The sequence below is a fragment of the Enterobacter sp. 302C9 genome (assembly GCF_034106085.1).
Taxonomy (GTDB): Bacteria; Pseudomonadota; Gammaproteobacteria; order Enterobacterales; family Enterobacteriaceae; genus Enterobacter; species Enterobacter asburiae_B.
On the sequence record NZ_JAWNBW010000003.1, the window covers coordinates 319599 to 344568 of the forward strand.

A 24970-nucleotide genomic window follows, 5' to 3' on the forward strand; every position below is an offset into this window, starting at 1 on the left:
ATGTCTGACGACATGTCTTCTTTTTCGCCTTCGTCAGCGGGCGAACAGGGTGTACTACGTTCTATGCAGGAGGTTGCGATGAGCTCCGAGGAAGCCAGCAAGATGCTGCGCACTTACAATATTGCCTGGTGGGGCAATAACTACTACGACGTCAACGAACTGGGCCACATCAGCGTCTGCCCGGATCCGGACGTTCCTGAAGCGCGCGTGGATCTCGCGAAACTGGTGAAAGCCCGTGAGGCTCAGGGCCAGCGTTTGCCTGCACTGTTCTGCTTCCCGCAGATCCTGCAACATCGCCTGCGTTCTATTAACGCCGCGTTCAAGCGCGCGCGTGAGTCCTACGGCTATAAAGGCGACTATTTCCTGGTTTACCCGATCAAGGTGAACCAGCACCGCCGCGTGATTGAATCCCTGATCCACTCCGGCGAGCCGCTGGGCCTGGAAGCAGGCTCCAAAGCGGAGCTGATGGCGGTTCTGGCGCATGCGGGCATGACCCGTTCAGTGATCGTCTGTAACGGCTATAAAGACCGTGAATACATTCGTCTGGCGCTGATTGGCGAGAAGATGGGCCACAAGGTCTATCTGGTTATCGAAAAGATGACCGAAATCGCCATCGTGCTGGAAGAGGCCGAACGTCTGAACGTGGTGCCGCGCCTTGGCGTGCGTGCGCGTCTGGCGTCACAAGGTTCCGGTAAATGGCAGTCCTCCGGCGGCGAGAAATCCAAGTTCGGCCTGGCGGCAAACCAGGTGCTGCAGCTGGTGGAAATCCTGCGCGAGCGCGGTCGTCTGGACAGCATTCAGCTGCTGCACTTCCACCTCGGCTCGCAGATGGCCAATATTCGCGACATCGCCACCGGCGTGCGTGAATCCGCGCGTTTCTACGTGGAGCTGCACAAGCTTGGCGTGAATATTCAGTGCTTCGACGTGGGCGGCGGCCTCGGCGTGGACTACGAAGGGACCCGCTCGCAGTCTGACTGCTCGGTGAACTACGGCCTGAACGAATACGCGAACAATATCATCTGGGCGATCGGTGATGCCTGTGAAGAGAACGGCCTGCCGCACCCGACGGTGATCACCGAATCCGGTCGCGCGGTGACCGCGCACCATACGGTGCTGGTCTCTAACATCATCGGCGTTGAGCGTAGCGAAATCTCAGAAGCGACGCCTCCGGCAGACGATGCTCCGCGTTCCCTGCAAAGCATGTGGGAAACCTGGCAGGAAATGCACGAGCCGGGCACGCGTCGTTCCCTGCGCGAATGGCTGCACGACAGCCAGATGGACCTGCATGATATTCACGTGGGTTATTCTTCAGGCACCTTCAGCCTGCAGGAGCGCGCGTGGGCGGAGCAGCTCTACCTGAACATGTGCCATGAAGTGCAGAAACAGCTCGACCCGAGCAACCGCGCGCACCGTCCGATTATCGACGAGCTGCAGGAGCGTATGGCGGATAAGATTTACGTCAACTTCTCGCTGTTCCAGTCGATGCCGGATGCCTGGGGTATCGACCAGCTGTTCCCGGTTCTGCCGCTGGAAGGGCTGAACCACGCCCCGGAACGCCGTGCGGTGCTGCTGGACATCACCTGTGACTCCGACGGTGCCATCGACCACTACGTTGACGGCGACGGTATCGCAACGACGATGCCAATGCCGGAATACGACCCGGAGAACCCGCCGATGCTGGGCTTCTTTATGGTCGGCGCGTATCAGGAGATCCTCGGCAACATGCACAACCTGTTCGGTGATACCGAAGCGGTGGACGTGTTCGTGTTCCCTGACGGCAACGTGGAAATTGAGCTGTCCGATGAAGGGGACACCGTGGCGGACATGCTGGAATACGTTCAGCTGGATCCGAAAAAACTGCTCACTCAGTTCCGCGACCAGGTGAAAAACACCGGTCTGGACGATGCGCTCCAGCAGCAGTTCCTGGAAGAGTTTGAAGCGGGCCTGTACGGGTACACCTACCTGGAAGACGAGTAGGAAAACGCCCTCTCCCACAGGGAGAGGGCGGGGTGAGGGCATCAGACCGCACAATGCCCTATACTCACTTGAACCCGTATGCATTACCGGCGATAATTCGCCCCAATAAGCGATTTACGAATCAATCCCTTCCTCGTCGGGTTTAACGACGCGGAGGGGATTTTTTTTCATCTGTTTTTAATGTATCGACTTTAAAAGAGGTCAGGACATGAGCACTTTAGGTCATCAGTACGATAACTCTCTGGTATCTAACGCGTTTGGTTTTTTACGCCTTCCGATGAACTTCCAGCCGTACGACAGCGACGCTGACTGGGTGATCACCGGCGTGCCGTTCGATATGGCAACATCTGGCCGCGCGGGTGGTCGTCACGGCCCGGCAGCGATTCGTCAGGTTTCCACTAACCTGGCCTGGGAGCATAACCGCTTCCCATGGAACTTTGACATGCGCGAGCGCCTGAACGTGGTGGACTGCGGTGACCTGGTGTACGCCTTCGGCGACGCGCGTGAGATGAGCGAGAAGCTGCAGGCGCACGCCGAGAAGCTGCTGGCTGCCGGTAAGCGCATGCTCTCCTTCGGCGGCGACCACTTCGTGACCCTGCCGCTGCTGCGCGCCCATGCGAAGCACTTCGGTAAAATGGCGCTGGTGCACTTCGATGCACATACCGACACCTACGCGAACGGCTGCGAGTTTGACCACGGCACCATGTTCTTCACCGCGCCGAACGAAGGTCTGATCGACCCGAACCACTCCGTGCAGATCGGCATTCGCACCGAGTTCGACAAAGACAACGGTTTCACCGTGCTGGATGCGGGCCAGGTTAACGATCGCGGCGTCGACGACATCATCGCTCAGGTGAAGCAGATCGTGGGTGATATGCCCGTGTATCTGACCTTCGACATCGACTGCCTGGATCCGGCATTTGCACCGGGCACCGGTACGCCGGTCATCGGCGGTTTGACCTCAGATCGTGCCATCAAGCTGGTGCGCGGCCTGAAGGATCTGAACATTGTCGGGATGGACGTGGTGGAAGTGGCGCCTGCGTATGACCAGTCCGAGATCACCGCGCTGGCCGCAGCGACTCTGGCGCTGGAAATGCTCTACATTCAGGCAGCCAAAAAAGGCGAGTAAGCCTCGCCTGGCGTGAAAAAAACCTCTCTCTTGAGAGGTTTTTTATTGCCTTCAGAACACGTTAAACGGGTATTCCACGTAAGCGCGGATCTCGTCCCCGCCCACGTTGTACTCGCTGGCGTTGCCGGAGACGCGCAGTACGGAGTAGCGCAGTTTAAGCTTCAGATCCTTCGCCGGACCATCCTGCACCTGGTACTGGATCTGGTTAAACCACTCGTGCTCTTTGCCGTTGCTGGTTTCAGAGGTTTTAATATTATCCCCACGTACGTAGGCAGTGGTCCAGCTCAGGCCCGGTAAGCCAAGGCCGGCAAAGTCCAGACCGTAGGATGCCTGCCAGGAACGTTCATCTTCGCCGTTAAAATCAGACCAGTAGGAGTTCGCCAGCCAGATGGTGTTACCGCCGTCACCCACGCCGCCCTTGTCGCGATAGCCGCCGTAGTTGTAGCCGGTGCTGCCGCTGCTCTGCTGGTACGCCACTTTGAACGTGTGAATATCCCAGATGTAGCTCGCCGCCAGGCTCCAGATGGTGTTGCTGCGGCCCGTGTCGAGGCTGTCCGCGTAGCTCTGATCCAGACGGGAGTTATAGCCGTTGAAGTCGAGCACCAGCTGCTTCCCGGTGCTGAACGGCTGTTTGAAGTTCATGCCCAGGTACTGCTTGTTCATCACCTCTTCATTATGAGAGGCGTACAGCGCGCCGCTGAACTGGTCGTTAAACTGATAGCTCGCACCGCCGAAGGAGAGGCTCTTCAGCCCGCTGTCGTGGCGGTCATCGCTTTTACGCTGCTCGTCGGTGAAGTAACCGGCGTTGATTTCCAGACCGTCGATCTCTTTCGAGGTCAGCATGGTGCCGGTGTAGCTTTCAAACAGCAGGCGGGAGCTGTCGGCATTCACGATGGGCAGCTCAGGGCGCTGATTTCCGTAGCTCAGCACGGTGTTTGATATACGCATTTTGGCGGTGGCGCCAAACTTTGCCAGATCGGATTTTGCCCGGCCATCCTCTTCCTGTTTAAAGAAGTCGATGCCGCCTGCGCCGCTCTTGCCACGGCCGCCGTCCAGGCGCACGCCGTATTGAGCAATACCGTCCACGCCAAAGCCCACCAGCCCTTCGGTATAGCCGGATGCAAACGTGGCGATGATCCCCTGACCCCACTCGGCTTTGTCCTGCTGGCCCTGATGGTAGTCGCGGCTGATATACGCATTGCGTAAAAACAGATCCAGATGGCTGTCGTCAATAAAACCCTGGCTGTTGGATTGCTGGCTTGCAGCGGCAGGTAATGCAGCAAATAAACTTAAAGCAATTAATGATAATTCTTTTTTCACGGAGGGAACGTCTCTGTCTGGATATAGTAATTTGAATAACTGCGAGGGTGATAATTACCGGAAAAAGTGACCTTTGCAATAATTATGTGACCAGACATTTCAAGGTGATAAGGCAGATTTGGCGCGGCTTTCAGAGGTGTTATCGATACGTGCTGTTAAGTTAACAATTCATGCGAAATAAAAAGGAGGCAAAATTGCCTCCTTCCAAAATTATTTAATTCCGTCTGCGGCCATACGGTCGCGAATATGCTGTGCGCGTTCTTCTGAGGCCGGGTGATCGTCAAACATGGAGCTTTGGCGTCCGGCTTCCAGCTTGGCCAGTTTTTCGAAGCTGGTGGCTAAGCCTGATGGATTAATGCCGCGTTTGCGCAACAGATCGTAGGAGTAGTCATCCGCCTCGGACTCCTGACGCTGTGAGAACTGAGAGTTAACCAGCTTTTCACCCACGTCGCCAAGCTGTGACTGCGACAGGCTGCCAACGATACCGCCCGCAGAGGCCGCAGCTGCGCGGATGGCATTGGTGCCCAGGGCAACCTGCATCCCTTTCTTCACGTGGCCCAGAGCAACGTGGCCCATTTCGTGGCCGATGACCGCTTCTACTTCGTTGTCGGTCATCATGTCCATCAGCCCGCTATAGACGCGGATACAGCCGTTCGCCATCGCGAAGGCGTTCACGTCTTTCGCCATGTACACCTTGTAGTTCACCGGCTGGCCGTTGATGTTGTCGCCCAGCGCGGAAGCAATCTTATTCAGACGCTGCGTGTAGGTACTGTTAGCCGGCGCAAGCGTGGCTTTTCCGTCCATATCTTTACAGGCCTGGTCGCTCAGCGCTTTCACCTGCGCATCGCTCAGGGAATAGGCCTGAAAGGCCTCTGCGCCTGACGTCATCAGACCGTTAGAATCCATATTCTGACAGCCGCTCAGCAGGAGCGTTGTACCCAGGGCCAGCACTATTGCACGCATTTTCATGAGGTTGCTTCCGTACTCGTTAAACTGAATAAAATCCGAAAAGGGCACCGTCAGCGAAGCCGGTGTCGGGCTAAGTATAAGGAATATCTACAGGGCCGGGCGAGCAGATTGCGCAACATGCGAGCATGATCCAGAGATTTCTTAACAAGCAAAAGAATGCTCCATGTACATGACTTGCGGCTTGGGTTACATTGTTGGCACTTTTTTCCGGCGTAGCCCAAAACGCGCTGTCGTCAAGGGCATGGCCTTTAACAGTCCGATCTGGAGTTAAAATGTCCTCACGTAAAGAGCTTGCTAATGCTATTCGTGCGCTGAGCATGGACGCAGTACAGAAAGCCAAATCCGGCCACCCAGGGGCTCCTATGGGTATGGCTGATATCGCCGAAGTCCTGTGGCGTGATTTCCTGAACCACAACCCGCAGAACCCGTCATGGGCTGACCGCGACCGCTTCGTGCTGTCCAACGGCCACGGCTCTATGCTGATCTATAGCCTGCTGCACCTCACCGGCTACGATCTGCCAATTGAAGAGCTGAAAAACTTCCGTCAGCTGCACTCTAAAACTCCAGGTCACCCGGAAGTGGGTTACACCGCTGGCGTAGAAACCACCACCGGCCCGCTGGGTCAGGGTATTGCTAACGCTGTGGGTATGGCGATTGCTGAGAAGACGCTGGCGGCGCAGTTCAACCGTCCTGGTCACGACATCGTAGACCACTTCACCTACGCGTTCATGGGCGACGGCTGCATGATGGAAGGCATTTCTCACGAAGTGTGCTCCCTGGCAGGTACCCTGAAGCTGGGCAAACTGGTTGCGTTCTATGACGACAACGGTATCTCCATCGACGGTCACGTTGAAGGCTGGTTCACCGACGACACCGCAGCACGTTTCGAAGCCTACGGCTGGCACGTAGTGCGTGGCGTTGATGGTCACGATGCTGACTCGATTAAACGTGCAGTGGAAGAAGCGCGCGCAGTGACGGACAAACCGTCCCTGCTGATGTGCAAAACCATCATCGGCTTCGGCTCCCCGAACAAAGCGGGTACTCACGACTCCCACGGTGCGCCATTGGGTGATGCGGAAATCGCACTGACTCGCGAAGCGCTGGGCTGGAAACACCCTGCATTCGAAATCCCATCTGAGATCTACGCTCAGTGGGATGCAAAAGAAGTAGGCCAGGCGAAAGAAGCGGCCTGGAACGAGAAATTCGCTGCCTATGCGAAAGCGTTCCCGCAGGAAGCGGCTGAATTCACCCGTCGTATGAAAGGTGATATGCCGTCTGACTTCGACGCGAAAGCGAACGAATTCATCGCTAAGCTGCAGGCGAACCCGTCTAAAATCGCGAGCCGTAAAGCGTCTCAGAATGCGATTGAAGCGTTCGGCCCATGGCTTCCAGAATTCCTGGGCGGCTCCGCTGACCTGGCGCCATCTAACCTGACCCTGTGGTCTGGTTCTAAGCCAATCAACGAAGATACTGCCGGTAACTACATCCATTACGGTGTACGTGAATTCGGTATGACCGCGATTGCCAACGGTATCTCCCTGCACGGTGGTTTCCTGCCGTACACCTCTACCTTCCTGATGTTTGTCGAATATGCACGTAACGCCGTGCGTATGGCCGCGCTGATGAAACAGCGTCAGGTGATGGTCTACACCCACGACTCCATCGGTCTGGGCGAAGATGGTCCAACTCACCAGCCGGTAGAGCAGGTGGCTTCCCTGCGCGTGACCCCGAACATGAGCACATGGCGTCCATGTGACCAGGTGGAATCCGCGGTGGCGTGGAAATACGGCGTTGAGCGTCAGGACGGTCCAACCGCGCTGATCCTCTCCCGTCAGAACCTGGCACAGCAGGAGCGTACGCCTGAGCAGCTGGCAAACATCGCTCGCGGTGGTTACGTGCTGAAAGATTGCGCGGGCCAGCCAGAGCTGATCTTCATCGCCACCGGTTCGGAAGTTGAGCTGGCTGTTGCAGCGTGGGAAAAACTGACTGCCGAAGGCGTGAAAGCGCGCGTGGTTTCCATGCCGTCTACCGATGCGTTCGACAAGCAGGATGCTGCTTACCGTGAATCCGTCCTGCCTAAAGCGGTTTCCGCTCGTGTAGCAGTGGAAGCGGGTATCGCTGACTACTGGTTCAAATACGTGGGCCTGAACGGTGCTATCGTCGGTATGACCACCTTCGGTGAATCTGCTCCTGCAGAACAACTGTTCGAAGAGTTCGGCTTCACCGTTGAGAACGTTGTCGCGAAAGCGAAAGAACTGCTGTAATCGTTTGTACGGTGCGGGCTGATGCCCTCACCCCAACCCTCTCCCACGGGGAGAGGGTGCATACACTAAAAAACGGTAACCTCTCGGTTACCGTTTTGCTTTTACCTTGCTGCCATTATTCCACCTAAAATGTGACGCAAGTCATATAGCGCGCTTATTCATCTGGACAGACATTCCTTTTATTCCCCGATTCGCTTATTCTTGCTGAAGCGTTTCAGTCGATTAAATGTTCGACAATTGACCAATCAATCGCAGTTTGTGACAGCAAGGATTCCCCTTCGGGCGTAGCTGGATTACTCTTTCAGCCACCTCAAACTCAGGGATTGCTTTGCAGGAGATCTATGACCGTACGCGTAGCGATTAATGGCTTCGGTCGCATCGGACGTAACGTGGTTCGTGCTTTATATGAATCAGGACGTCGGGCGGAAATAACCGTGGTGGCAATCAATGAACTGGCGGATGCTACGGGCATGGCGCATTTGTTGAAATATGACACCAGCCACGGACGCTTTGCCTGGGACGTACGCCAGGAAAGAGATCGACTTTTTGTTGGTGACGACGCTATTCGTGTGCTGCATGAGAACAGCATCTCCGGGCTACCCTGGCGTGAACTGGGTGTGGATGTGGTGCTTGACTGTACCGGCGTGTACGGCAACCGTGAACATGGCGAAGCGCATCTGGCAGCAGGCGCGAAAAAAGTCCTGTTTTCTCATCCCGGCAGTAACGACCTCGACGCGACCGTCGTGTTTGGCGTCAACCAGCATGAGCTGCAGGCCGAACACCGCATTGTTTCCAACGCCTCCTGTACCACTAACTGCATTATTCCGGTCATCAAACTGTTAGACGATGCGTATGGCATTGAATCCGGCACCGTGACCACGATTCACTCCGCCATGCACGATCAGCAGGTTATCGACGCCTACCATCCGGATTTACGACGCACTCGCGCAGCGAGCCAGTCAATCATTCCGGTGGACACGAAACTGGCTGCAGGGATCACCCGAATTTTTCCGCAGTTTAATGACCGGTTTGAAGCGATTGCCGTGCGTGTTCCGACGATTAACGTCACCGCAATCGACCTTAGCGTGACGGTGAAAAAACCGGTAAAAGCCTGTGAAGTCAACCTGTTGCTGCAAAAAGCGGCACAGGGGGCATTTCATGGTATAGTTGACTATACGGAATTACCGTTGGTCTCAGTAGATTTTAACCACGACCCGCACAGCGCCATCGTCGATGGCACGCAAACGAGAGTCAGTGGCGCACACCTTATCAAGACGCTGGTCTGGTGTGATAACGAATGGGGCTTTGCTAACCGAATGCTCGACACCACGTTAGCAATGGCCGCTCAAGGTTTCAGGTAAGACGCATTGTGCGTCTGCAAAACTTTAAGAATCAACGAGAGGATTCACCATGTCTGTAATTAAGATGACCGATCTGGATCTGGCTGGTAAACGCGTTTTCATCCGTGCCGATCTGAACGTACCGGTTAAAGATGGCAAAGTGACCAGCGACGCGCGTATCCGTGCATCTCTGCCAACCATCGAACTGGCTCTGAAGCAGGGCGCGAAAGTGATGGTCACCTCCCACCTGGGTCGTCCAACTGAAGGCGAGTACAACGAAGAGTTCTCTCTGCTGCCAGTGGTTAATTACCTGAAAGACAAACTGTCCAACCCGGTTCGCCTGGTGAAAGATTACCTGGACGGCGTTGAAGTTGCAGCCGGTGAACTGGTTGTTCTGGAAAACGTTCGCTTTAACAAAGGCGAAAAGAAAGACGACGAAACTCTGTCCAAAAAATACGCTGCACTGTGCGACGTATTCGTGATGGATGCATTCGGTACGGCTCACCGTGCTCAGGCGTCAACCCACGGTATCGGTAAATTTGCAGACGTAGCGTGCGCCGGTCCTCTGCTGGCTGACGAACTGGAAGCGCTGGGTAAAGCACTGAAAGAACCTGCTCGTCCAATGGTGGCTATCGTTGGTGGTTCTAAAGTTTCTACCAAACTGACCGTTCTGGATTCCCTGTCTAAAATCGCTGACCAGCTGATCGTTGGCGGTGGTATCGCGAACACCTTCGTTGCCGCTCAGGGCCACAACGTGGGCAAATCCCTGTACGAAGCAGACCTGGTTGACGAAGCCAAACGTCTGCTGAGCACCTGCGATATCCCGGTTCCAACTGACGTTCGCGTAGCGACCGAGTTCTCCGAAACCGCAACCGCGACCCTGAAATCTGTTAACGACATCAAAGATGAAGAGCAGATTCTGGACCTGGGCGACGTTTCTGCACAGAAACTGGCTGAAATCCTCAAAAACGCAAAAACTATCCTGTGGAACGGTCCTGTTGGCGTGTTCGAATTCCCGAACTTCCGCAAAGGTACTGAAATCGTTGCTAACGCTATCGCAGACAGCGAAGCGTTCTCTATCGCAGGCGGTGGTGACACCCTGGCAGCAATCGACCTGTTCGGTATCGCTGACAAGATCTCCTACATCTCCACTGGTGGCGGCGCATTCCTCGAATTCGTGGAAGGCAAAGTACTGCCAGCAGTAGCAATGCTCGAAGAGCGCGCTAAGAAGTAAGCCATTCAAGGGCAGGGAAACCTGCCCAATTTTCAGCGCGCTTTTAAGAGCTCGCACCTTTTCTAACGGCCGAAGATACAGGACTAAGCAACATGTCTAAAATTTTTGATTTCGTAAAACCTGGCGTTATCACTGGTGATGACGTACAGAAAGTGTTCCAGGTAGCTAAAGAAAACAACTTCGCTCTGCCAGCAGTTAACTGCGTGGGTACCGACTCCATCAACGCCGTACTGGAAACTGCTGCTAAAGTTAAAGCGCCAGTTATCGTTCAGTTCTCTAACGGCGGCGCTGCGTTCATCGCAGGTAAAGGCGTGAAAACTGACATTCCTCAGGGTGCTGCAATCCTGGGCGCTATCTCTGGTGCGCACCACGTACACCAGATGGCTGAGCACTACGGTGTTCCAGTTATCCTGCACACTGACCACTGCGCGAAGAAACTGCTGCCGTGGATCGACGGTCTGCTGGACGCGGGTGAAAAACACTTCGCGGCTACCGGTAAGCCACTGTTCTCTTCTCACATGATCGACCTGTCTGAAGAGTCACTGCACGAAAACATCGAAATCTGCTCCAAATACCTGGCGCGCATGGCCAAAATGGGCATGACTCTGGAAATCGAACTGGGTTGCACCGGTGGTGAAGAAGACGGCGTGGACAACAGCCACATGGACGCTTCTGCACTGTACACCCAGCCAGAAGACGTTGATTACGCTTACACCGAGCTGAGCAAAATCAGCCCACGCTTCACCATCGCAGCGTCCTTCGGTAACGTACACGGCGTTTACAAACCAGGTAACGTGGTTCTGACCCCGACCATCCTGCGTGATTCTCAGGAATATGTTTCCAAGAAACACAACCTGCCGCACAACAGCCTGAACTTCGTCTTCCACGGCGGTTCCGGTTCTTCTGCTCAGGAAATCAAAGACTCCGTAAGCTACGGCGTAGTGAAAATGAACATCGATACCGACACCCAGTGGGCAACATGGGACGGTATCCTGCAGTACTACAAAACCAACGAAGCTTACCTGCAGGGTCAGCTGGGCAACCCGAAAGGCGAAGACCAGCCGAACAAGAAATACTACGATCCACGCGTATGGCTGCGCGCTGCCCAGACTTCAATGATTACTCGTCTGGAGCAGGCATTCAAAGAACTGAACGCGGTAGACGTTCTGTAATTTGAGCTGCTAACAGCATCAGAAGGCCCGCAAATGCGGGCCTTTTTTTATGCTTTTTCAATACTCTGCCAGGCCGGTTTTTGTGATCTGTTTGGCAATACTTGCGCTTTTTGTTTACCCTTTACGGACCTGCCTGTCTCCATGGGGGATGGATTTTGTGTTTTGGTTTAACAAAAGGAAGAATAAATGGAACAACTCGATGTTGTAGACAGCATCAATAACGCCGGTAACTGGCTGGTGCGCAACCAGGCGCTGTTGCTGAGCTATGCCGTCAATATCGTCGCGGCGATTGCCATCATCATCGTCGGGATGATCGTGGCGCGCATTGTATCGAACACGGTTAACCGCGTAATGCTGGCCCGTAACATTGACGCCACGGTGGCTGACTTCCTCTCCGCGCTGGTGCGCTACGGCATTATCGCCTTTACGCTGATTGCGGCGCTGGGCCGTGTGGGCGTGCAGACCGCCTCCGTCATTGCCGTTCTTGGTGCCGCCGGTCTGGCTATTGGTCTGGCGCTGCAGGGCTCGCTGTCAAACCTGGCGGCTGGCGTTCTGCTGGTCACCTTCCGTCCGTTCCGCTCCGGCGAATACGTTGACCTTGGCGGCATTGCCGGAACCGTGCTGCAGGTGCAGATTTTCTCAACCACCATGCGTACCGTCGATGGCCGCATCGTGGTCGTGCCGAACGGGAAAATCATCGCGGGCAACATCATTAACTTCTCCCGTGAGCCGGTGCGTCGTAACGAACTGATTATCAGCGTGGCGTACGACTCCGACATCGATCAGGTGAAGTCGCTGATTAGTAATATCATTGCTTCAGACGATCGCATTCTGAAAGATAAAGAGCAGACGGTTCGCCTGAACGAACTGGGCGCTTCCTCCATTAACTTCGTGGTGCGTATCTGGAGCAAAAGCAGCGATCTGCAAAACGTGTACTGGGACGTGCTTGAGCGCATTAAGCGCGACTTCGATGCCAACGGCATCAGCTTCCCGTACCCGCAGATGGACGTAAACGTCAAAAAAGTCAAAGAAGCCGAATAACTTCTCCCGCAGGCCCGGTAGGCGCTAGCGCCACCGGGCTTTATTTTCATAAGCGCTGCTAATCCCCAATTAATATTATCAATTTCCTCTAATGTAATTCGCGCAGTATAGTCTTCTTCCAGAACAATACTGTGAGAATTTCGTCATGTTATCTTATTACTTTCAAGGGCTTGCCTTAGGTGCGGCCATGATCCTTCCCCTTGGCCCGCAAAATGCGTTTGTGATGAACCAGGGCATTCGCCGCCAGTATCATCTGATGATTGCCCTGCTGTGCGCGGTAAGCGATTTACTGCTGATCTGTGCCGGAATTTTTGGCGGCAGCGCATTGCTCATGCAGTCTCCCTGGCTGCTGGCGCTGGTCACCTGGGGCGGCGTGGCGTTTCTGCTCTGGTACGGTTTTGGTGCCCTGAAAACCGCGATGAGCAGCAACCTCGAACTGGCGAGCGCGGAAGTCATGAAGCAGGGCCGCTGGAAGATTATCGTCACCATGCTGGCGGTCACCTGGCTTAATCCGCATGTTTATCTGGACACCTTCGTGGTGCTGGGCAGTCTGGGCGGTCAGCTGGACGTTGAGCCGAAACGCTGGTTTGCGCTGGGTACGGTTAGCGCCTCTTTCCTCTGGTTCTTCGGTCTCGCCATTCTGGCTGCATGGCTGGCTCCTCGTCTGCGTACGGCCAAAGCCCAGCGCATCATTAATACGCTGGTGGGGCTGGTGATGTGGTTTATTGCCTTTCAGCTGGCAAAAGAGGGGATTCACCACGTTCAGGAATTGTTCAACTAATCCTTGTCTTATGGACAACTGAACAAGACCCGCTAAGCTTGCTGGCATGCGCCCTGTTAATGGGCACTCTTCGCAACATGGAGGAATAACAGTGAAGTTTAAGGTGATGGCCCTGGCGGCATTAGTAAGTTTTGGTGCGGTGTCGGTGCAGGCAAGTGAACTGCCGGATGGCCCGCACATCGTCACTTCAGGCACCGCAAGCGTGGACGCGGTACCCGATGTTGCAACGCTGGCAATTGAAGTCAATGTATCTGCGAAAGATGCGGCATCTGCCAAGAAGCAGGCTGACGATCGTGTTGCGCAATACCTCTCTTTCCTCGAGCAGAACGGTGTCGGTAAAAAAGATATCAACTCCGCGAACCTGCGTACTCAACCCGATTACGACTACCAGAATGGTAAAAGCATCCTGAAGGGCTACCGTGCCGTGCGTACCGTCGAAGTGACCGTGCGTCAGCTGGATAAGCTTAACTCGCTGCTGGATGGCGCGCTGAAGGCGGGTCTGAACGAAATTCGTTCCGTGTCGCTGGGCGTTGCGCAACCGGAAAAATACAAAGACGAAGCGCGTAAAGCGGCGATTGATGATGCCATTCACCAGGCGGAACAGCTGGCTTCTGGCTTTAAGAGCAAGCTCGGCCCGGTTTACAGCGTGCGTTACCACGTCTCTAACTACCAGCCAAGCCCGATGGTGCGGATGATGAAGGCTGATGCAGCCCCGGTGTCTGCTCAGGAAACTTACGAGCAGCCAACCATCCAGTTTGACGATCAGGTGGATGTGGTGTTCCAGCTGGAGCCAACCCAAACTCAGCAAACTGAGGCGGTTAAGGCACAGTAATTTGCCCTCACCCTAACCCTCTCCCGCAGGGAGAGGGAATTCAAGCGATTAATCCTGTCTCAACACCTTGTGCCCGTACGCCAGCAGCGCGTCGGTGACGTTGCGCATCATGCGGCTTTCTGGCGCAAACCGGTGCCAGTAGAGCATCCGGCGCTGATACAGCCCCGGCGTCAGGTCAATCAGCTCACCGCTTTTCAACTCTTTCTCAATCTGCAGATGCGGGATCATGCAGCAGGTGGTGCCCTGACGCGCAAGCTGCACAAAGGCTTCAGACGAGTTGACGATATGGCACGGCACGCTGCCCGGCGGCAGATCGAAGTTTTGCTGCAGGAACGCCTGATGCATATCGTCCAGATGGTCGAACGCCACGGCAGGGGCTTTCAGCAGCGCGGCGCGGGTGACGCCGTTCGGGAAGTAGCGCTCGGCAAAGGCTTTTGAACCCACAAACAGGTAGTCCAGCGCGCCCAGCTGATCGACAAGACAGCTTGGCAGCGCCTGAGGCTGGATACTGACCGCCCCAACCACTTCACCGCGACGCAGGCGTTCCTGGGTACGGGTTTCATCTTCCACCTGGAGATTCAGGCGGATAGGGGAGTCCGCTAATACCGGCGCAAGGGCCGGCAGCAGCCAGGTTGCCAGGCTGTCGGCGTTGACCGCCAGAGAGAGCAGCAGCGGCGTAGAGCCCGTTTGTTCGTCACCCAGCCACTCGTCTTCCAGCAGTTCAACCTGGCGCAGCAGGGCGAGAAGCTTTTGCCCTTGCTCGGTTGGACGTGGCGGCACGGTACGCACCAGCAGCGGCTGGCCGAACATGTTTTCAAGCTGTTTGATACGCTGTGATACGGCGGACTGGGTGATGCAAAGCTTTTGCGCCGCGCGCTCAAAACCGCGTTCACGAATAACTGCATCAAGTGCCTGTAGTGTTCTGTAGTCCGGACGTTTCATTGCTCTGGCTGGCTCCTTAATTTTGCTTATTCTGCACTATGACACAATTTTCCCTTCGTGGCAGACGAATTCCATTCGACGTGTTCTATAATGCGCCCTGAGTTTTCACACCACAGGCAAAACGATCATGACGCAGGATGAACTGAAAAAAGCAGTAGGATGGGCCGCTCTCCAGTACGTGCAGCCGGGTACCATTGTCGGTGTCGGTACGGGATCAACCGCGGCACACTTTATCGATGCACTGGGCACGATGAAGGGGCAAATCGAGGGCGCGGTTTCCAGCTCTGATGCTTCCACGGAAAAGCTGAAAAGCCTCGGCATCACCGTTTTCGATCTCAATGAAGTGGATCGTCTGGGGATTTACGTTGATGGTGCGGATGAAATCAACGGCCACATGCAGATGATCAAAGGCGGCGGCGCGGCGCTGACGCGCGAGAAGATCATCGCCTCCGTTGCGGACAAGTTTATCTGCATCGCGGACGCCTCCAAGCAGGTCGACATTCTGGGTAATTTCCCGCTGCCGGTCGAAGTGATCCCAATGGCGCGTAGCGCGGTTGCCCGTCAGCTGGTGAAGCTGGGCGGTCGTCCGGAATACCGTCAGGGCGTAGTCACCGATAACGGTAACGTGATCCTCGACGTTCACGGTCTGGAAATTCTTGACGCGATTGCGCTGGAAAATGCCATCAACGCTATCCCAGGCGTAGTGACCGTAGGGCTATTCGCCAACCGTGGCGCGGATGTGGCGCTGATCGGCACCGCTGACGGCGTGAAAACCATCGTAAAATGATCTGACGGGGGGAGTCCTCCCCCCGCTAAAAAATTTTTGAAAAGCTAAATTCGGTGACTTGTGTCACGTTTTTACGCCTCATTTGCCGATCCTGCCGCGTTTGTAAATTTCCATAGCATTTTCCTCTGACATTTTGCTCTGTATGACTTTTCTTCAGAGTGCCAACGCAAACGTTCATATTGCTGCAATAGTTTTTTTTGATATGTTGGCTACAGCGGATTCATATCCAGCACAACATCAGTTCAGACAAAAACAGGGTCGGGTAAATGGCAAAGGTATCACTGGAGAAAGACAAGATTAAATTCCTGCTGGTCGAGGGCGTGCATCAAAAAGCAATCGATAGCCTTCGTGCGGCAGGTTACACCAACATCGAATTTCACAAAGGCGCGCTCGATACCGAAGAGCTGAAAGCGTCCATCCGTGATGCCCACTTCATTGGCCTGCGATCCCGTACTCACCTGACTGAAGAGGTTATTGCCGCGGCGGAAAAGCTGGTGGCTATCGGCTGCTTCTGTATCGGTACCAACCAGGTTGACCTGAATGCTGCCGCCAAACGCGGTATTCCCGTCTTCAACGCCCCGTTCTCCAACACCCGCTCCGTGGCGGAGCTGGTGATTGGCGAACTGCTGCTGCTGCTGCGCGGCATTCCTGAAGCGAACGCCAAGGCGCACCGCGGCGTGTGGAACAAACTGGCGTCCGGCTCATATGAAGCGCGTGGTAAAAAACTGGGGATTATCGGTTACGGCCACATCGGTACGCAGCTCGGTATTCTGGCGGAATCCCTGGGTATGCACGTGTTTTTCTACGATATCGAAAGCAAGCTGCCGCTGGGCAATGCGACCCAGGTTCAACACCTTTCTGACCTGCTGAATATGAGCGACGTGGTGAGCCTGCACGTGCCGGAAAATGCGTCCACCAAAAACATGATGGGTGCGGAAGAGCTGGCGCTGATGAAGCCGGGCTCGCTGCTGATCAACGCCGCGCGCGGCACGGTTGTCGATATCCCGGCCCTGGCGGATGCGCTGAAGCGTAAGCACCTGGCGGGCGCGGCCATCGACGTCTTCCCGACGGAGCCTGCGACCAACAGCGATCCGTTTACCTCTCCGCTGTGCGAATTCGACAACGTGATCCTGACGCCGCACATCGGCGGCTCTACCCAGGAAGCGCAGGAGAATATCGGTCTGGAAGTGGCGGGTAAGCTGAGCAAATATTCCGACAACGGTTCTACGCTCTCTGCCGTGAACTTCCCGGAAGTGTCTCTGCCGCTGCACGGTGGTCGTCGTCTGCTCCACATCCACGAAAACCGTCCTGGCGTGCTGACCGCGATCAACCAGATCTTTGCCGAGCAGGGCGTCAACATTGCCGCGCAGTATCTGCAAACGAACTCGCAGATGGGCTACGTGGTTATTGATATCGAAGCGGATGACGATGTTGCTGAGAAAGCGCTGCAGAGCATGAAGGCGATTCAGGGGACGATTCGCGCGCGTCTGCTGTACTGATTGTGGCGAGGTAAATGCGAAACGGTAACGATAGTTACCGTTTTTTATGTTTTCTCCCTCTCCCCGTGAGAGAGGGCTGGGGTGAGGGCATCAGGCCGCACGCCTGTTTCACCACTCCCACAACTTCGATGGCGTCACTACCGCCGGCAACGGCACATCCCATTTCTCCACCGGCAACGCCTCCACGCCCTGACAATCATGCGCATAGCCCACCGGCTGCAACCCGTACTGCTGCCAGTTTTGCAGCGTCCGGTCATAAAAACCGCCGCCCATCCCTAAACGCTGGCCCTGTTCATCAAACGCCACCAGCGGCGTAATCAATACATCCAGCTGTGACAGCGGGAGCACGTCGCGCACGTCGAGTTTCGGTTCGGTGATTTTCAGGCGATTTACCACCAGTTCGCTGTGCGGATGGTAGTGCAGAAACAGCAAATTACCTTCGCTGAACGGGTGCAGCACCGGCAGATAGACCTTCTTCCCGGCGCGCCAGAGCTGTTCTATCAGCGGTTGGGTATCCAGCTCTCCATCAAATGACAGAAATAGCGCAACGGTGTGCGCCATCACGACAGGGGGATACGCCATCATACGGGCGGCGGCCTGCTGGGCAAAATGCGCTTGCTGATCGGCGGTTAACGCACGGCGGCGCTGACGAATTAACTGACGGATGTCCTGGCGTGAAGCAGAAACTTCAGGGAATTGGGTCATGGTAGTCGGTAGAAGAAAAGAGAGGGAATCTCCGAGATGCCGCCGCAGGCTGTAACCCTTGAACCCTTGGTTCAAGGTGAATGTGTCGTCATAGTTTTAAGGCTTCTCGGACGGACCGAGCATGCTCACCAACCATGGAGCGCCACATTCTTGTGGTATGAAATATCGGCTCAGGGGACTGGCCCGCTTGCGAACATCTCAGAGAAATTTTGTCTTCACAGTTACTCTACCATAGTCAACTGAGAAGTGTTATTCAAACTTTGGTCCCGGTCTTTCGGGATTGCGACCTTGATCAAGCAATGCCTGTTCTATGGTCTGCTGGAGCATTTTAATGCGCTGCTCCATGCTTGCCGCGTAGTCGCGGGTCTTCGCTTTTTCCTGAGTCAGTTCATAGCTGATGTTCAACGCGGCGATGAAAACCAGCTGCTCAGTATTTGTGACTCTAGTGCGTTCTTTTAGATCTTGCAACCGCTGATTCAAATCGTCCGCTGCCTGATTCAAAGCATCCCTTTGTTCAGGCGGACAATTCACTCGCAGTGAACGGCCAAAAATCTGGAGATCGACGGGTTGTGCAGACATGCCACCTTCCTGCTGATTGACTGCGCTGCCTTCGCTTATTGCCCCGGGGGCTGCGAAGGGGCGACACTATAGCTACCCTGATGTGAAGATACAAGCCCTTTTCTGGTATCACCAGGGTCCAAAGTGGTAGCATATCATGAAACTTCCCCCCTTTGATGACGAATGCTCATGTCTATACAGAACGAAATGCCTGGTTACAAGGATTTAAACCAGTTACTGAACCAGCAGGGAGTTGGTTTAACCCCTGCCGAAATGCACGGTCTGATCAGTGGCATGCTGTGCGGCGGAAACAGCGACAGCTCATGGCAGCCGCTGATCCACGACCTCACGAATGAAGGGCTGGCGTTTGGTCACGAGCTGGCGGAAGCGCTGCGTAAAATGCACGCCGCAACCAGCGATTCGCTGGAAGACGATGGCTTCCTTTTTCAGCTTTATCTGCCTGAAGGCGACGACGTCAGCGTGTTCGATCGCGCCGATGCGCTGGCCGGCTGGGTAAACCACTATCTGCTGGGGCTCGGCGTGACGCAGCCTAAACTGGATAAAGTGACCGGCGAAGCGGGTGAAGCGATTGACGACCTGCGTAACATCGCCCAGCTCGGCTACGATGAAGACGAAGACCAGGAAGAGCTGGAAATGTCTCTTGAAGAGATTATCGAGTACGTGCGCGTGGCGGCACTGCTGTGCCACGATAACTTCACGCGCTCTCAGCCGACCGCGCCGGAAGTCCGCAAGCCAACCTTACATTAAGAAAAATAACGCACAGGAGGGTGTCATGGTTATCTCGAGTCAAGAGTATTCGCGCCGCCGTCAGGCGCTTCTGGCAACAATGCAGCCGGGCAGCGCCGCGCTGATTTTTGCTGCGCCCGAAGTCACGCGCAGCGCCGACAGCGAATACCCCTATCGCCAGAGCAGCGATTTCTGGTACTTCACCGGCTTTAACGAGCCGGAAGCGGTGCTGGTGCTGATTAAGAGCAATGACACCCACAACCACAGCGTGATTTTCAACCGCGTGCGCGATCTAACGGCCGAAATCTGGTTTGGCCGCCGCCTGGGCCAGGAGGCCGCACCGGCGAAGCTGGGCGTTGACCGCGCGCTGGCGTTTAGCGAAATCAACCAGCAGCTCTATCAGCTGCTTAACGGCCTCGACGTGCTCTATCACGCGCAGGGCGAATATGCGTACGCCGATGAGATTGTTTTCACCGCGCTGGATAAGCTGCGCAAAGGCTCGCGGCAGAACCTGTCCGCGCCGGCCACGCTGACGGACTGGCGTCCGGTGGTGCATGAAATGCGCCTGTTCAAGTCTGAAGAAGAGCTGAATTTGATGCGTCGTGCGGGCGAAATCAGCGCCCTGGCGCACACCCGCGCCATGGAAAAGTGCCGTCCCGGGATGTTCGAATACCAGCTGGAAGGCGAAATTCATCACGAATTTAACCGCCACGGCGCGCGTTATCCCTCCTACAACACCATTGTTGGCGGCGGAGAAAACGGCTGCATTCTGCACTACACCGAAAACGAAAGCGCGCTGCGCGACGGCGATCTGGTGCTGATTGACGCCGGTTGCGAATATCAGGGCTACGCGGGAGACATCACCCGTACTTTCCCGGTGAACGGTAAATTCTCACCGGCACAGCGCGCCATTTACGACATCGTTCTCGAGTCGCTTGAGACGGCGCTCAGGCTGTATCGTCCCGGTACCTCCATGCAGGAAGTGACCGGCGAAGTGGTGCGCATCATGATTACCGGTCTGGTCAGGCTCGGGATCCTGAAAGGGGAGGTCGACACCCTGATCGCTGAAAATGCGCATCGACCGTATTTCATGCACGGCCTAAGCCACTGGCTGGGGCTGGATGTGCATGACGTTGGCGCGTACGGCACCGACCGTTCGCGCGTGCTGGAGCCGGGCATGGTGTTAACCGTGGAGCCAGGCCTGTATATCGCGCCGGATGCCGACGTGCCTGAAGAGTACCGCGGAATTGGCATTCGCATCGAAGACGACATCGTGATCACCGAAACCGGTAACGAAAACCTGACCGCGAGCGTCGTGAAAAACGCTGACGATATCGAGGCGCTGATGGCAGCGGCACGCGCATGAGCGTGATTATCGTTGGCGGCGGCATGACCGGGGCCACGCTGGCGCTGGCCATTTCGCATTTGACGAAGGGGCAGCTTCCGGTGCACCTGGTTGAAGCTATCGCGCCGCAGGCAAAAAATCATCCCGGTTTTGATTCCCGCGCTATTGCCCTGGCGCAGGGTACCTGCCAGCAGCTGTCCCGTATTGGCATCTGGCAGGCCATCGCCGATTGCGCGACGGCAATTAAAACCGTTCACGTAAGCGATCGCGGCCATGCTGGCTTTGTCACGCTGGACGCGCAGGATTACCGCATTGACGCGCTGGGTCAGGTTGTCGAACTGCACGACGTCGGATTGCGTCTGTTTCGTCTGCTCCAGGATGCGCCGGGCGTCACGCTGCATTGCCCGGCGCGCGTGGCCAGCGTGAGCCGCAGTGAGGAGTCGGTCAGCGTAACGCTGGAAAACGGCACCGTGCTTGAAGGCCAGCTTCTGGTCGCCGCGGACGGCTCGCATTCATCGCTCGGCGCCCAGTGCGGCGTGGAGTGGCGTCAGCAGCCTTACGGGCAGGTTGCGGTCATTGCGAATGTCGCGACCGCAGCTGAACATCACGGCAGGGCGTTTGAACGCTTTACGCAGCATGGCCCGCTGGCGATGCTGCCGATGTCGGACGGGCGCTGTTCCCTGGTCTGGTGTCATCCGCAGGATAAGGCTGAAGAGGTTAAAGCCTGGTCGGACGAACGTTTTTGTACCGAGCTGCAGAAAGCCTTTGGCTGGCGGCTGGGGCGTATTACCCATGCTGGACAGCGGGCGGTTTACCCGCTTTCGCTGACTACTGCCTCTCAGTCCATCTCGCATCGTCTGGCGCTTGTCGGTAATGCCGCGCAGACGCTGCACCCCATCGCGGGGCAAGGGTTTAACCTTGGCCTGCGGGATGTTATGAGCCTGGCGGAAACCCTTTCTCAGGCGTGGGGCGAACAAAAAGACTGTGGCGCATACCCGGTGCTCAGCCATTACCAGAAGCGCCGCCAGGTGGATAAAGAGGCGACGATTGGCGTCACCGACGGCTTAGTCCATCTTTTTGCCAATCGCTGGGCACCGCTGGTTGCGGGTCGCAACCTCGGGCTAATGGCGATGGAATTATTCATTCCGGCACGTGACGTGCTGGCGCAGCGGACTCTTGGTTGGGTCGCGCGTTAAGGAGTTATCACCGTGCAAAATGTTGATGTCGCCATTGTTGGCGGCGGTATGGTCGGACTGGCTCTGGCCTGTGGTTTACAGGGCAGCGGCCTGCGCGTGGCGGTGCTGGAGCAAAAGCAGCCTCAGCCCGTTGCGCCAGATGCCCCGCCGGAACTCCGCGTCTCGGCGATCAATGCCGCCAGCGAGAAATTGCTGACGCACCTTGGCGTCTGGGCAGATATTGTGGCGCAGCGCGCCAGCTGCTATCACGGCATGGAAGTGTGGGATAAAGACAGCTTTGGTCATATTGCTTTTGATGATGAAAGCATGGGTTACAGCCATCTGGGTCATATCGTCGAAAACGCGGTGATCCACCACGCGCTGTGGCAGAAAGCGCAGCAGTGCAGCGACGTGACGCTGATTGCGCCTGCGCAGATCCAGCAGGTGGCGTGGGGTGAAAACGAGGCGTTTATCACCTTACAGAGCGGCGACATGCTGACCGCGCGTCTGGTGGTCGGTGCTGACGGTGCGAACTCCTGGCTGCGGAATAAAGCCGATATCCCGCTGACCTTCTGGGACTATCGTCATCACGCTCTGGTGGCGACGATCCGTACCGAGGAGCCGCACGGCGGCGTGGCGCGGCAGATTTTCCACAACGACGGCATTCTGGCGTTCCTGCCGCTTTCCGATCCGCACCTGTGCTCGATTGTCTGGTCCCTGGTGCCTGAAAAAGCCCAGCTGATGGAGGAGGCGACGCCGGATGCCTTTAACCAGGCGCTGTGCATGGCGTTTGATAACCGCCTTTGCTTGTGCACCCTTGAAAGCGAGCGGCAGGTGTTCCCGTTAACCGGCCGCTACGCGCGTCAGTTTGCGGCGCACCGTCTGGCGCTGGTGGGGGATGCGGCGCATACCATTCATCCGCTGGCAGGGCAGGGCGTCAACCTTGGCTTTATGGACGCGGCGGAGCTGGTTGAGGAACTGCGTCGCCTGCATCGCGAAGGCAAAGATATCGGTCAGCATCTGTACCTGCGTCGCTACGAGCGCAGCCGCAAGCACAGTGCGGCGATGATGCTGGCGGGCATGCAGGGCTTCCGCGAGCTGTTTGCCGGGGCGAATCCGGCGAAAAAACTGCTGCGCGACATTGGCCTCAAGCTTGCTGACACCCTTCCGGGTGTTAAACCTCAACTCCTCCGTCAGGCGATGGGTCTTAACGATCTTCCCGACTGGTTACGCTAATCTCGATCCCCGTCACACTTTATTTTCCCGGCCTCTGCGCCGGGGAAATTCCCTCGTTTGAAATATTCTAATTTCACGTCATTTTTCGCATTAGAAAATCTAATCTGCGAGATTTTATGTTACGGAAATTCGGCCCGTTTTTCCGCACGAAATATCACCATGTGCTAAATCCTGTTAGATCATTGTTAATTTTGTGCGGGGTTAATCGCATTTTTCCAGTGAATAACTCTGTAGGCTTTTTAGCGTTTTTTGGTCATAAGCTAATGTGATGACCCGTTTTACCTTATGGTTAACCGCCGGTTTCGGTGGTAAGTTCGGGTAAAAGAGAACGTTTGCGTCGGCGCCGGATAACGGGGCCGATACCGGGTTTCACGGTGAATTTTTCAACGAGGACAAGATGGCTCAACAGACTCCTTTGTACGAACAACACGTGTTATGCGGCGCCCGCATGGTGGACTTCCACGGCTGGATGATGCCGCTGCACTACGGCTCGCAGATTGATGAGCACCACGCGGTGCGCACCGATGCCGGTATGTTCGACGTGTCCCACATGACGATTGTCGATCTGCGCGGTAGCCGCACCCGGGAGTTTTTGCGTTATCTGCTGGCAAATGACGTTGCCAAACTGAAGACGCCGGGTAAAGCGCTCTATACCGGCATGCTGAATGCCTCCGGCGGCGTGATTGATGACCTTATCGTCTACTATTTCACTGAAGATTTCTTCCGCCTCGTTGTCAACTCCGCCACCCGTGAAAAAGACCTCTCCTGGATCACCCAACACGCCGAACCTTATGCCATCGACATCACCGTCCGTGACGATCTGTCGCTGATCGCCGTACAGGGGCCGAACGCGCAGGCGAAAGCCGCGTCTCTGTTTAACGACGAGCAGCGCAAAGCAACCGAAGGCATGAAGCCGTTCTTCGGCGTGCAGGCGGGCGATCTGTTTATCGCCACCACCGGCTACACCGGTGAAGCGGGCTACGAAATTGCGATGCCGAACGAGAAGGCCGCTGATTTCTGGCGCGCGCTGGTGGAAGCTGGCGTGAAGCCTGCGGGTCTGGGCGCGCGCGATACGCTGCGTCTGGAAGCGGGGATGAACCTCTACGGTCAGGAGATGGATGAAGGCATCTCTCCGCTGGCCGCCAACATGGGCTGGACCATCGCATGGGAACCGGCTGACCGTGACTTTATTGGCCGCGAAGCGCTGGAGATGCAGCGCGAGAAGGGCACTGAACAGCTGGTGGGCCTGGTGATGACCGAGAAGGGCGTGCTGCGCGGTGAACTGCCGGTGCGCTTTACCGATGCCGACGGCAATCCTCGCGAAGGCGTGATCACCAGCGGTACCTTCTCCCCGACGCTGGGCTACAGTATTGCACTGGCACGCGTGCCGGCGGGCATTGGCGAAACGGCGGTGGTACAAATCCGCAACCGCGAAATGCCGGTCAACGTGACCAAACCGATTTTTGTTCGCGCCGGTAAGCCGGTCGCCTAATCATTTTTATCAGGAGAACTTCAATGAGCAATGTGCCAGCAGAACTGAAATACAGCAAAGAACACGAGTGGCTGCGCAAAGAGGCGGACGGCACTTACACCGTAGGGATCACCGAGCACGCGCAAGAGCTGCTGGGCGACATGGTGTTTGTTGACCTGCCTGACGTGGGCACGACCGTTAGCGCGGGCGACGACTGCGCCGTGGCGGAGTCCGTAAAAGCGGCATCTGACATCTATGCTCCTGTGAGCGGCGAAATCGTTGCCGTCAACGACGCGCTGAGCGATTCGCCAGAGCTGGTGAACAGCGAGCCTTATGAAGGCGGCTGGATCTTCAAGATCAAAGCCAGCGACGAATCTCAGGTTGCCGCGCTGCTGGATGCGACCGCGTACGAAGCACTGTTAGAAGACGAGTAATCGTTTATCCCC

General features: G+C 56.0%; 22 protein-coding genes and 1 other RNA gene. 17 read left to right on the forward strand and 6 right to left on the reverse strand.

The window, feature by feature from the left end:
* The gene (gene speA, locus UR289_RS09560; RefSeq protein WP_023309121.1) at positions 1–1977 is read left to right on the forward strand and encodes a biosynthetic arginine decarboxylase; all 1977 of its coding nucleotides are present in this window, start codon (positions 1–3) and stop codon (positions 1975–1977) included.
* 208 nt (positions 1978–2185) lie between these two features.
* The gene (gene speB, locus UR289_RS09565; protein WP_014071686.1) at positions 2186–3106 is read left to right on the forward strand and encodes an agmatinase; all 921 of its coding nucleotides are present in this window, start codon (positions 2186–2188) and stop codon (positions 3104–3106) included.
* A gap of 51 nt (positions 3107–3157) precedes the next feature.
* Here speB and UR289_RS09570 read toward each other — a convergent pair whose 3' ends face one another.
* Both UR289_RS09570 and UR289_RS09575 read right to left on the reverse strand, forming a co-directional pair.
* Positions 3158–4426 (reverse strand): OprD family outer membrane porin, encoded by a 1269-nt coding sequence (locus UR289_RS09570; RefSeq protein WP_320709875.1) that lies wholly within the window; start codon positions 4424–4426, stop codon positions 3158–3160.
* A 210-nt stretch (positions 4427–4636) separates the two neighbouring features.
* Positions 4637–5395, reverse strand: coding sequence for a M48 family metallopeptidase (locus UR289_RS09575; RefSeq protein ID WP_021242066.1), 759 nt, complete (start codon positions 5393–5395; stop codon positions 4637–4639).
* 272 nt (positions 5396–5667) lie between these two features.
* On the opposite strand from UR289_RS09575, the gene tkt reads away from it, so the two are divergent.
* From tkt to UR289_RS09610, 7 genes are all read left to right on the forward strand, one after another.
* The gene (gene tkt / locus UR289_RS09580) at positions 5668–7659 is read left to right on the forward strand and encodes a transketolase (RefSeq protein WP_045355615.1); all 1992 of its coding nucleotides are present in this window, start codon (positions 5668–5670) and stop codon (positions 7657–7659) included.
* Between the two features lie 341 nt (positions 7660–8000).
* Positions 8001–9020: an erythrose-4-phosphate dehydrogenase gene (gene epd / locus UR289_RS09585; protein ID WP_032660071.1), complete on the forward strand. Its 1020-nt coding sequence runs from the start codon at positions 8001–8003 to the stop codon at positions 9018–9020.
* Between the two features lie 49 nt (positions 9021–9069).
* Positions 9070–10233 carry a phosphoglycerate kinase gene (gene pgk / locus UR289_RS09590; protein ID WP_023333323.1) on the forward strand — a complete coding sequence of 388 codons (1164 nt, stop codon included), beginning with the start codon at positions 9070–9072 and terminating at the stop codon, positions 10231–10233.
* A gap of 92 nt (positions 10234–10325) precedes the next feature.
* A complete protein-coding gene (gene fbaA / locus UR289_RS09595; RefSeq protein ID WP_029739216.1) occupies positions 10326–11405 on the forward strand; it encodes a class II fructose-bisphosphate aldolase in 1080 nt (359 codons plus the stop codon).
* Between the two features lie 186 nt (positions 11406–11591).
* Positions 11592–12446: a small-conductance mechanosensitive channel MscS gene (gene mscS, locus UR289_RS09600; protein ID WP_033146600.1), complete on the forward strand. Its 855-nt coding sequence runs from the start codon at positions 11592–11594 to the stop codon at positions 12444–12446.
* A 145-nt stretch (positions 12447–12591) separates the two neighbouring features.
* On the forward strand, positions 12592–13227 hold the full coding sequence (gene argO, locus UR289_RS09605) for an arginine exporter ArgO (RefSeq protein WP_021242063.1): 636 nt from the start codon (positions 12592–12594) through the stop codon (positions 13225–13227).
* A gap of 91 nt (positions 13228–13318) precedes the next feature.
* Positions 13319–14059: an oxidative stress defense protein gene (locus UR289_RS09610; RefSeq protein WP_182931171.1), complete on the forward strand. Its 741-nt coding sequence runs from the start codon at positions 13319–13321 to the stop codon at positions 14057–14059.
* A 48-nt stretch (positions 14060–14107) separates the two neighbouring features.
* On the opposite strand, the gene argP is transcribed toward UR289_RS09610, so the two are convergent.
* On the reverse strand, positions 14108–15001 hold the full coding sequence (argP, locus tag UR289_RS09615; protein ID WP_008499727.1) for a DNA-binding transcriptional regulator ArgP: 894 nt from the start codon (positions 14999–15001) through the stop codon (positions 14108–14110).
* A gap of 127 nt (positions 15002–15128) precedes the next feature.
* Between argP and rpiA the strand changes: the two genes are divergently transcribed.
* Positions 15129–15788, forward strand: coding sequence for a ribose-5-phosphate isomerase RpiA (gene rpiA / locus UR289_RS09620; protein WP_014885151.1), 660 nt, complete (start codon positions 15129–15131; stop codon positions 15786–15788).
* Positions 15789–16054: 266 nt separating this feature from the next.
* The gene (serA, locus tag UR289_RS09625; RefSeq protein ID WP_023309113.1) at positions 16055–17287 is read left to right on the forward strand and encodes a phosphoglycerate dehydrogenase; all 1233 of its coding nucleotides are present in this window, start codon (positions 16055–16057) and stop codon (positions 17285–17287) included.
* A 108-nt stretch (positions 17288–17395) separates the two neighbouring features.
* Here serA and UR289_RS09630 read toward each other — a convergent pair whose 3' ends face one another.
* The 3 genes from UR289_RS09630 to zapA form a co-directional block, all read right to left on the reverse strand.
* Positions 17396–17992: a 5-formyltetrahydrofolate cyclo-ligase gene (locus tag UR289_RS09630; RefSeq protein WP_032660084.1), complete on the reverse strand. Its 597-nt coding sequence runs from the start codon at positions 17990–17992 to the stop codon at positions 17396–17398.
* Positions 17993–18016: 24 nt separating this feature from the next.
* A non-coding RNA gene (gene ssrS / locus UR289_RS09635) (6S RNA) lies at positions 18017–18200 on the reverse strand.
* Between the two features lie 41 nt (positions 18201–18241).
* A complete protein-coding gene (gene zapA, locus UR289_RS09640) occupies positions 18242–18571 on the reverse strand; it encodes a cell division protein ZapA (protein WP_006811891.1) in 330 nt (109 codons plus the stop codon).
* Positions 18572–18739: 168 nt separating this feature from the next.
* Between zapA and UR289_RS09645 the strand changes: the two genes are divergently transcribed.
* From UR289_RS09645 to gcvH, 6 genes are all read left to right on the forward strand, one after another.
* Positions 18740–19318 (forward strand): YecA family protein, encoded by a 579-nt coding sequence (locus UR289_RS09645; RefSeq protein WP_029739212.1) that lies wholly within the window; start codon positions 18740–18742, stop codon positions 19316–19318.
* Positions 19319–19349: 31 nt separating this feature from the next.
* Positions 19350–20663: a Xaa-Pro aminopeptidase gene (gene pepP, locus UR289_RS09650; RefSeq protein WP_029739211.1), complete on the forward strand. Its 1314-nt coding sequence runs from the start codon at positions 19350–19352 to the stop codon at positions 20661–20663.
* Positions 20660–21838: a 2-octaprenyl-6-methoxyphenyl hydroxylase gene (ubiH, locus tag UR289_RS09655; RefSeq protein WP_320709881.1), complete on the forward strand. Its 1179-nt coding sequence runs from the start codon at positions 20660–20662 to the stop codon at positions 21836–21838. Before pepP ends, ubiH begins: the two co-directional genes overlap by 4 nt.
* 12 nt (positions 21839–21850) lie before the next feature.
* Positions 21851–23053, forward strand: coding sequence for an FAD-dependent 2-octaprenylphenol hydroxylase (gene ubiI, locus UR289_RS09660; RefSeq protein WP_320709883.1), 1203 nt, complete (start codon positions 21851–21853; stop codon positions 23051–23053).
* A 397-nt stretch (positions 23054–23450) separates the two neighbouring features.
* Positions 23451–24545, forward strand: a complete 1095-nt coding sequence (gene gcvT / locus UR289_RS09665; RefSeq protein ID WP_320709885.1) for a glycine cleavage system aminomethyltransferase GcvT — start codon at positions 23451–23453, stop codon at positions 24543–24545.
* Positions 24546–24568: 23 nt separating this feature from the next.
* Entirely contained in the window at positions 24569–24958 is a 390-nt protein-coding gene (gene gcvH, locus UR289_RS09670; protein ID WP_008499718.1) for a glycine cleavage system protein GcvH, read from the forward strand.
* Positions 24959–24970: the final 12 nt, after the last annotated feature.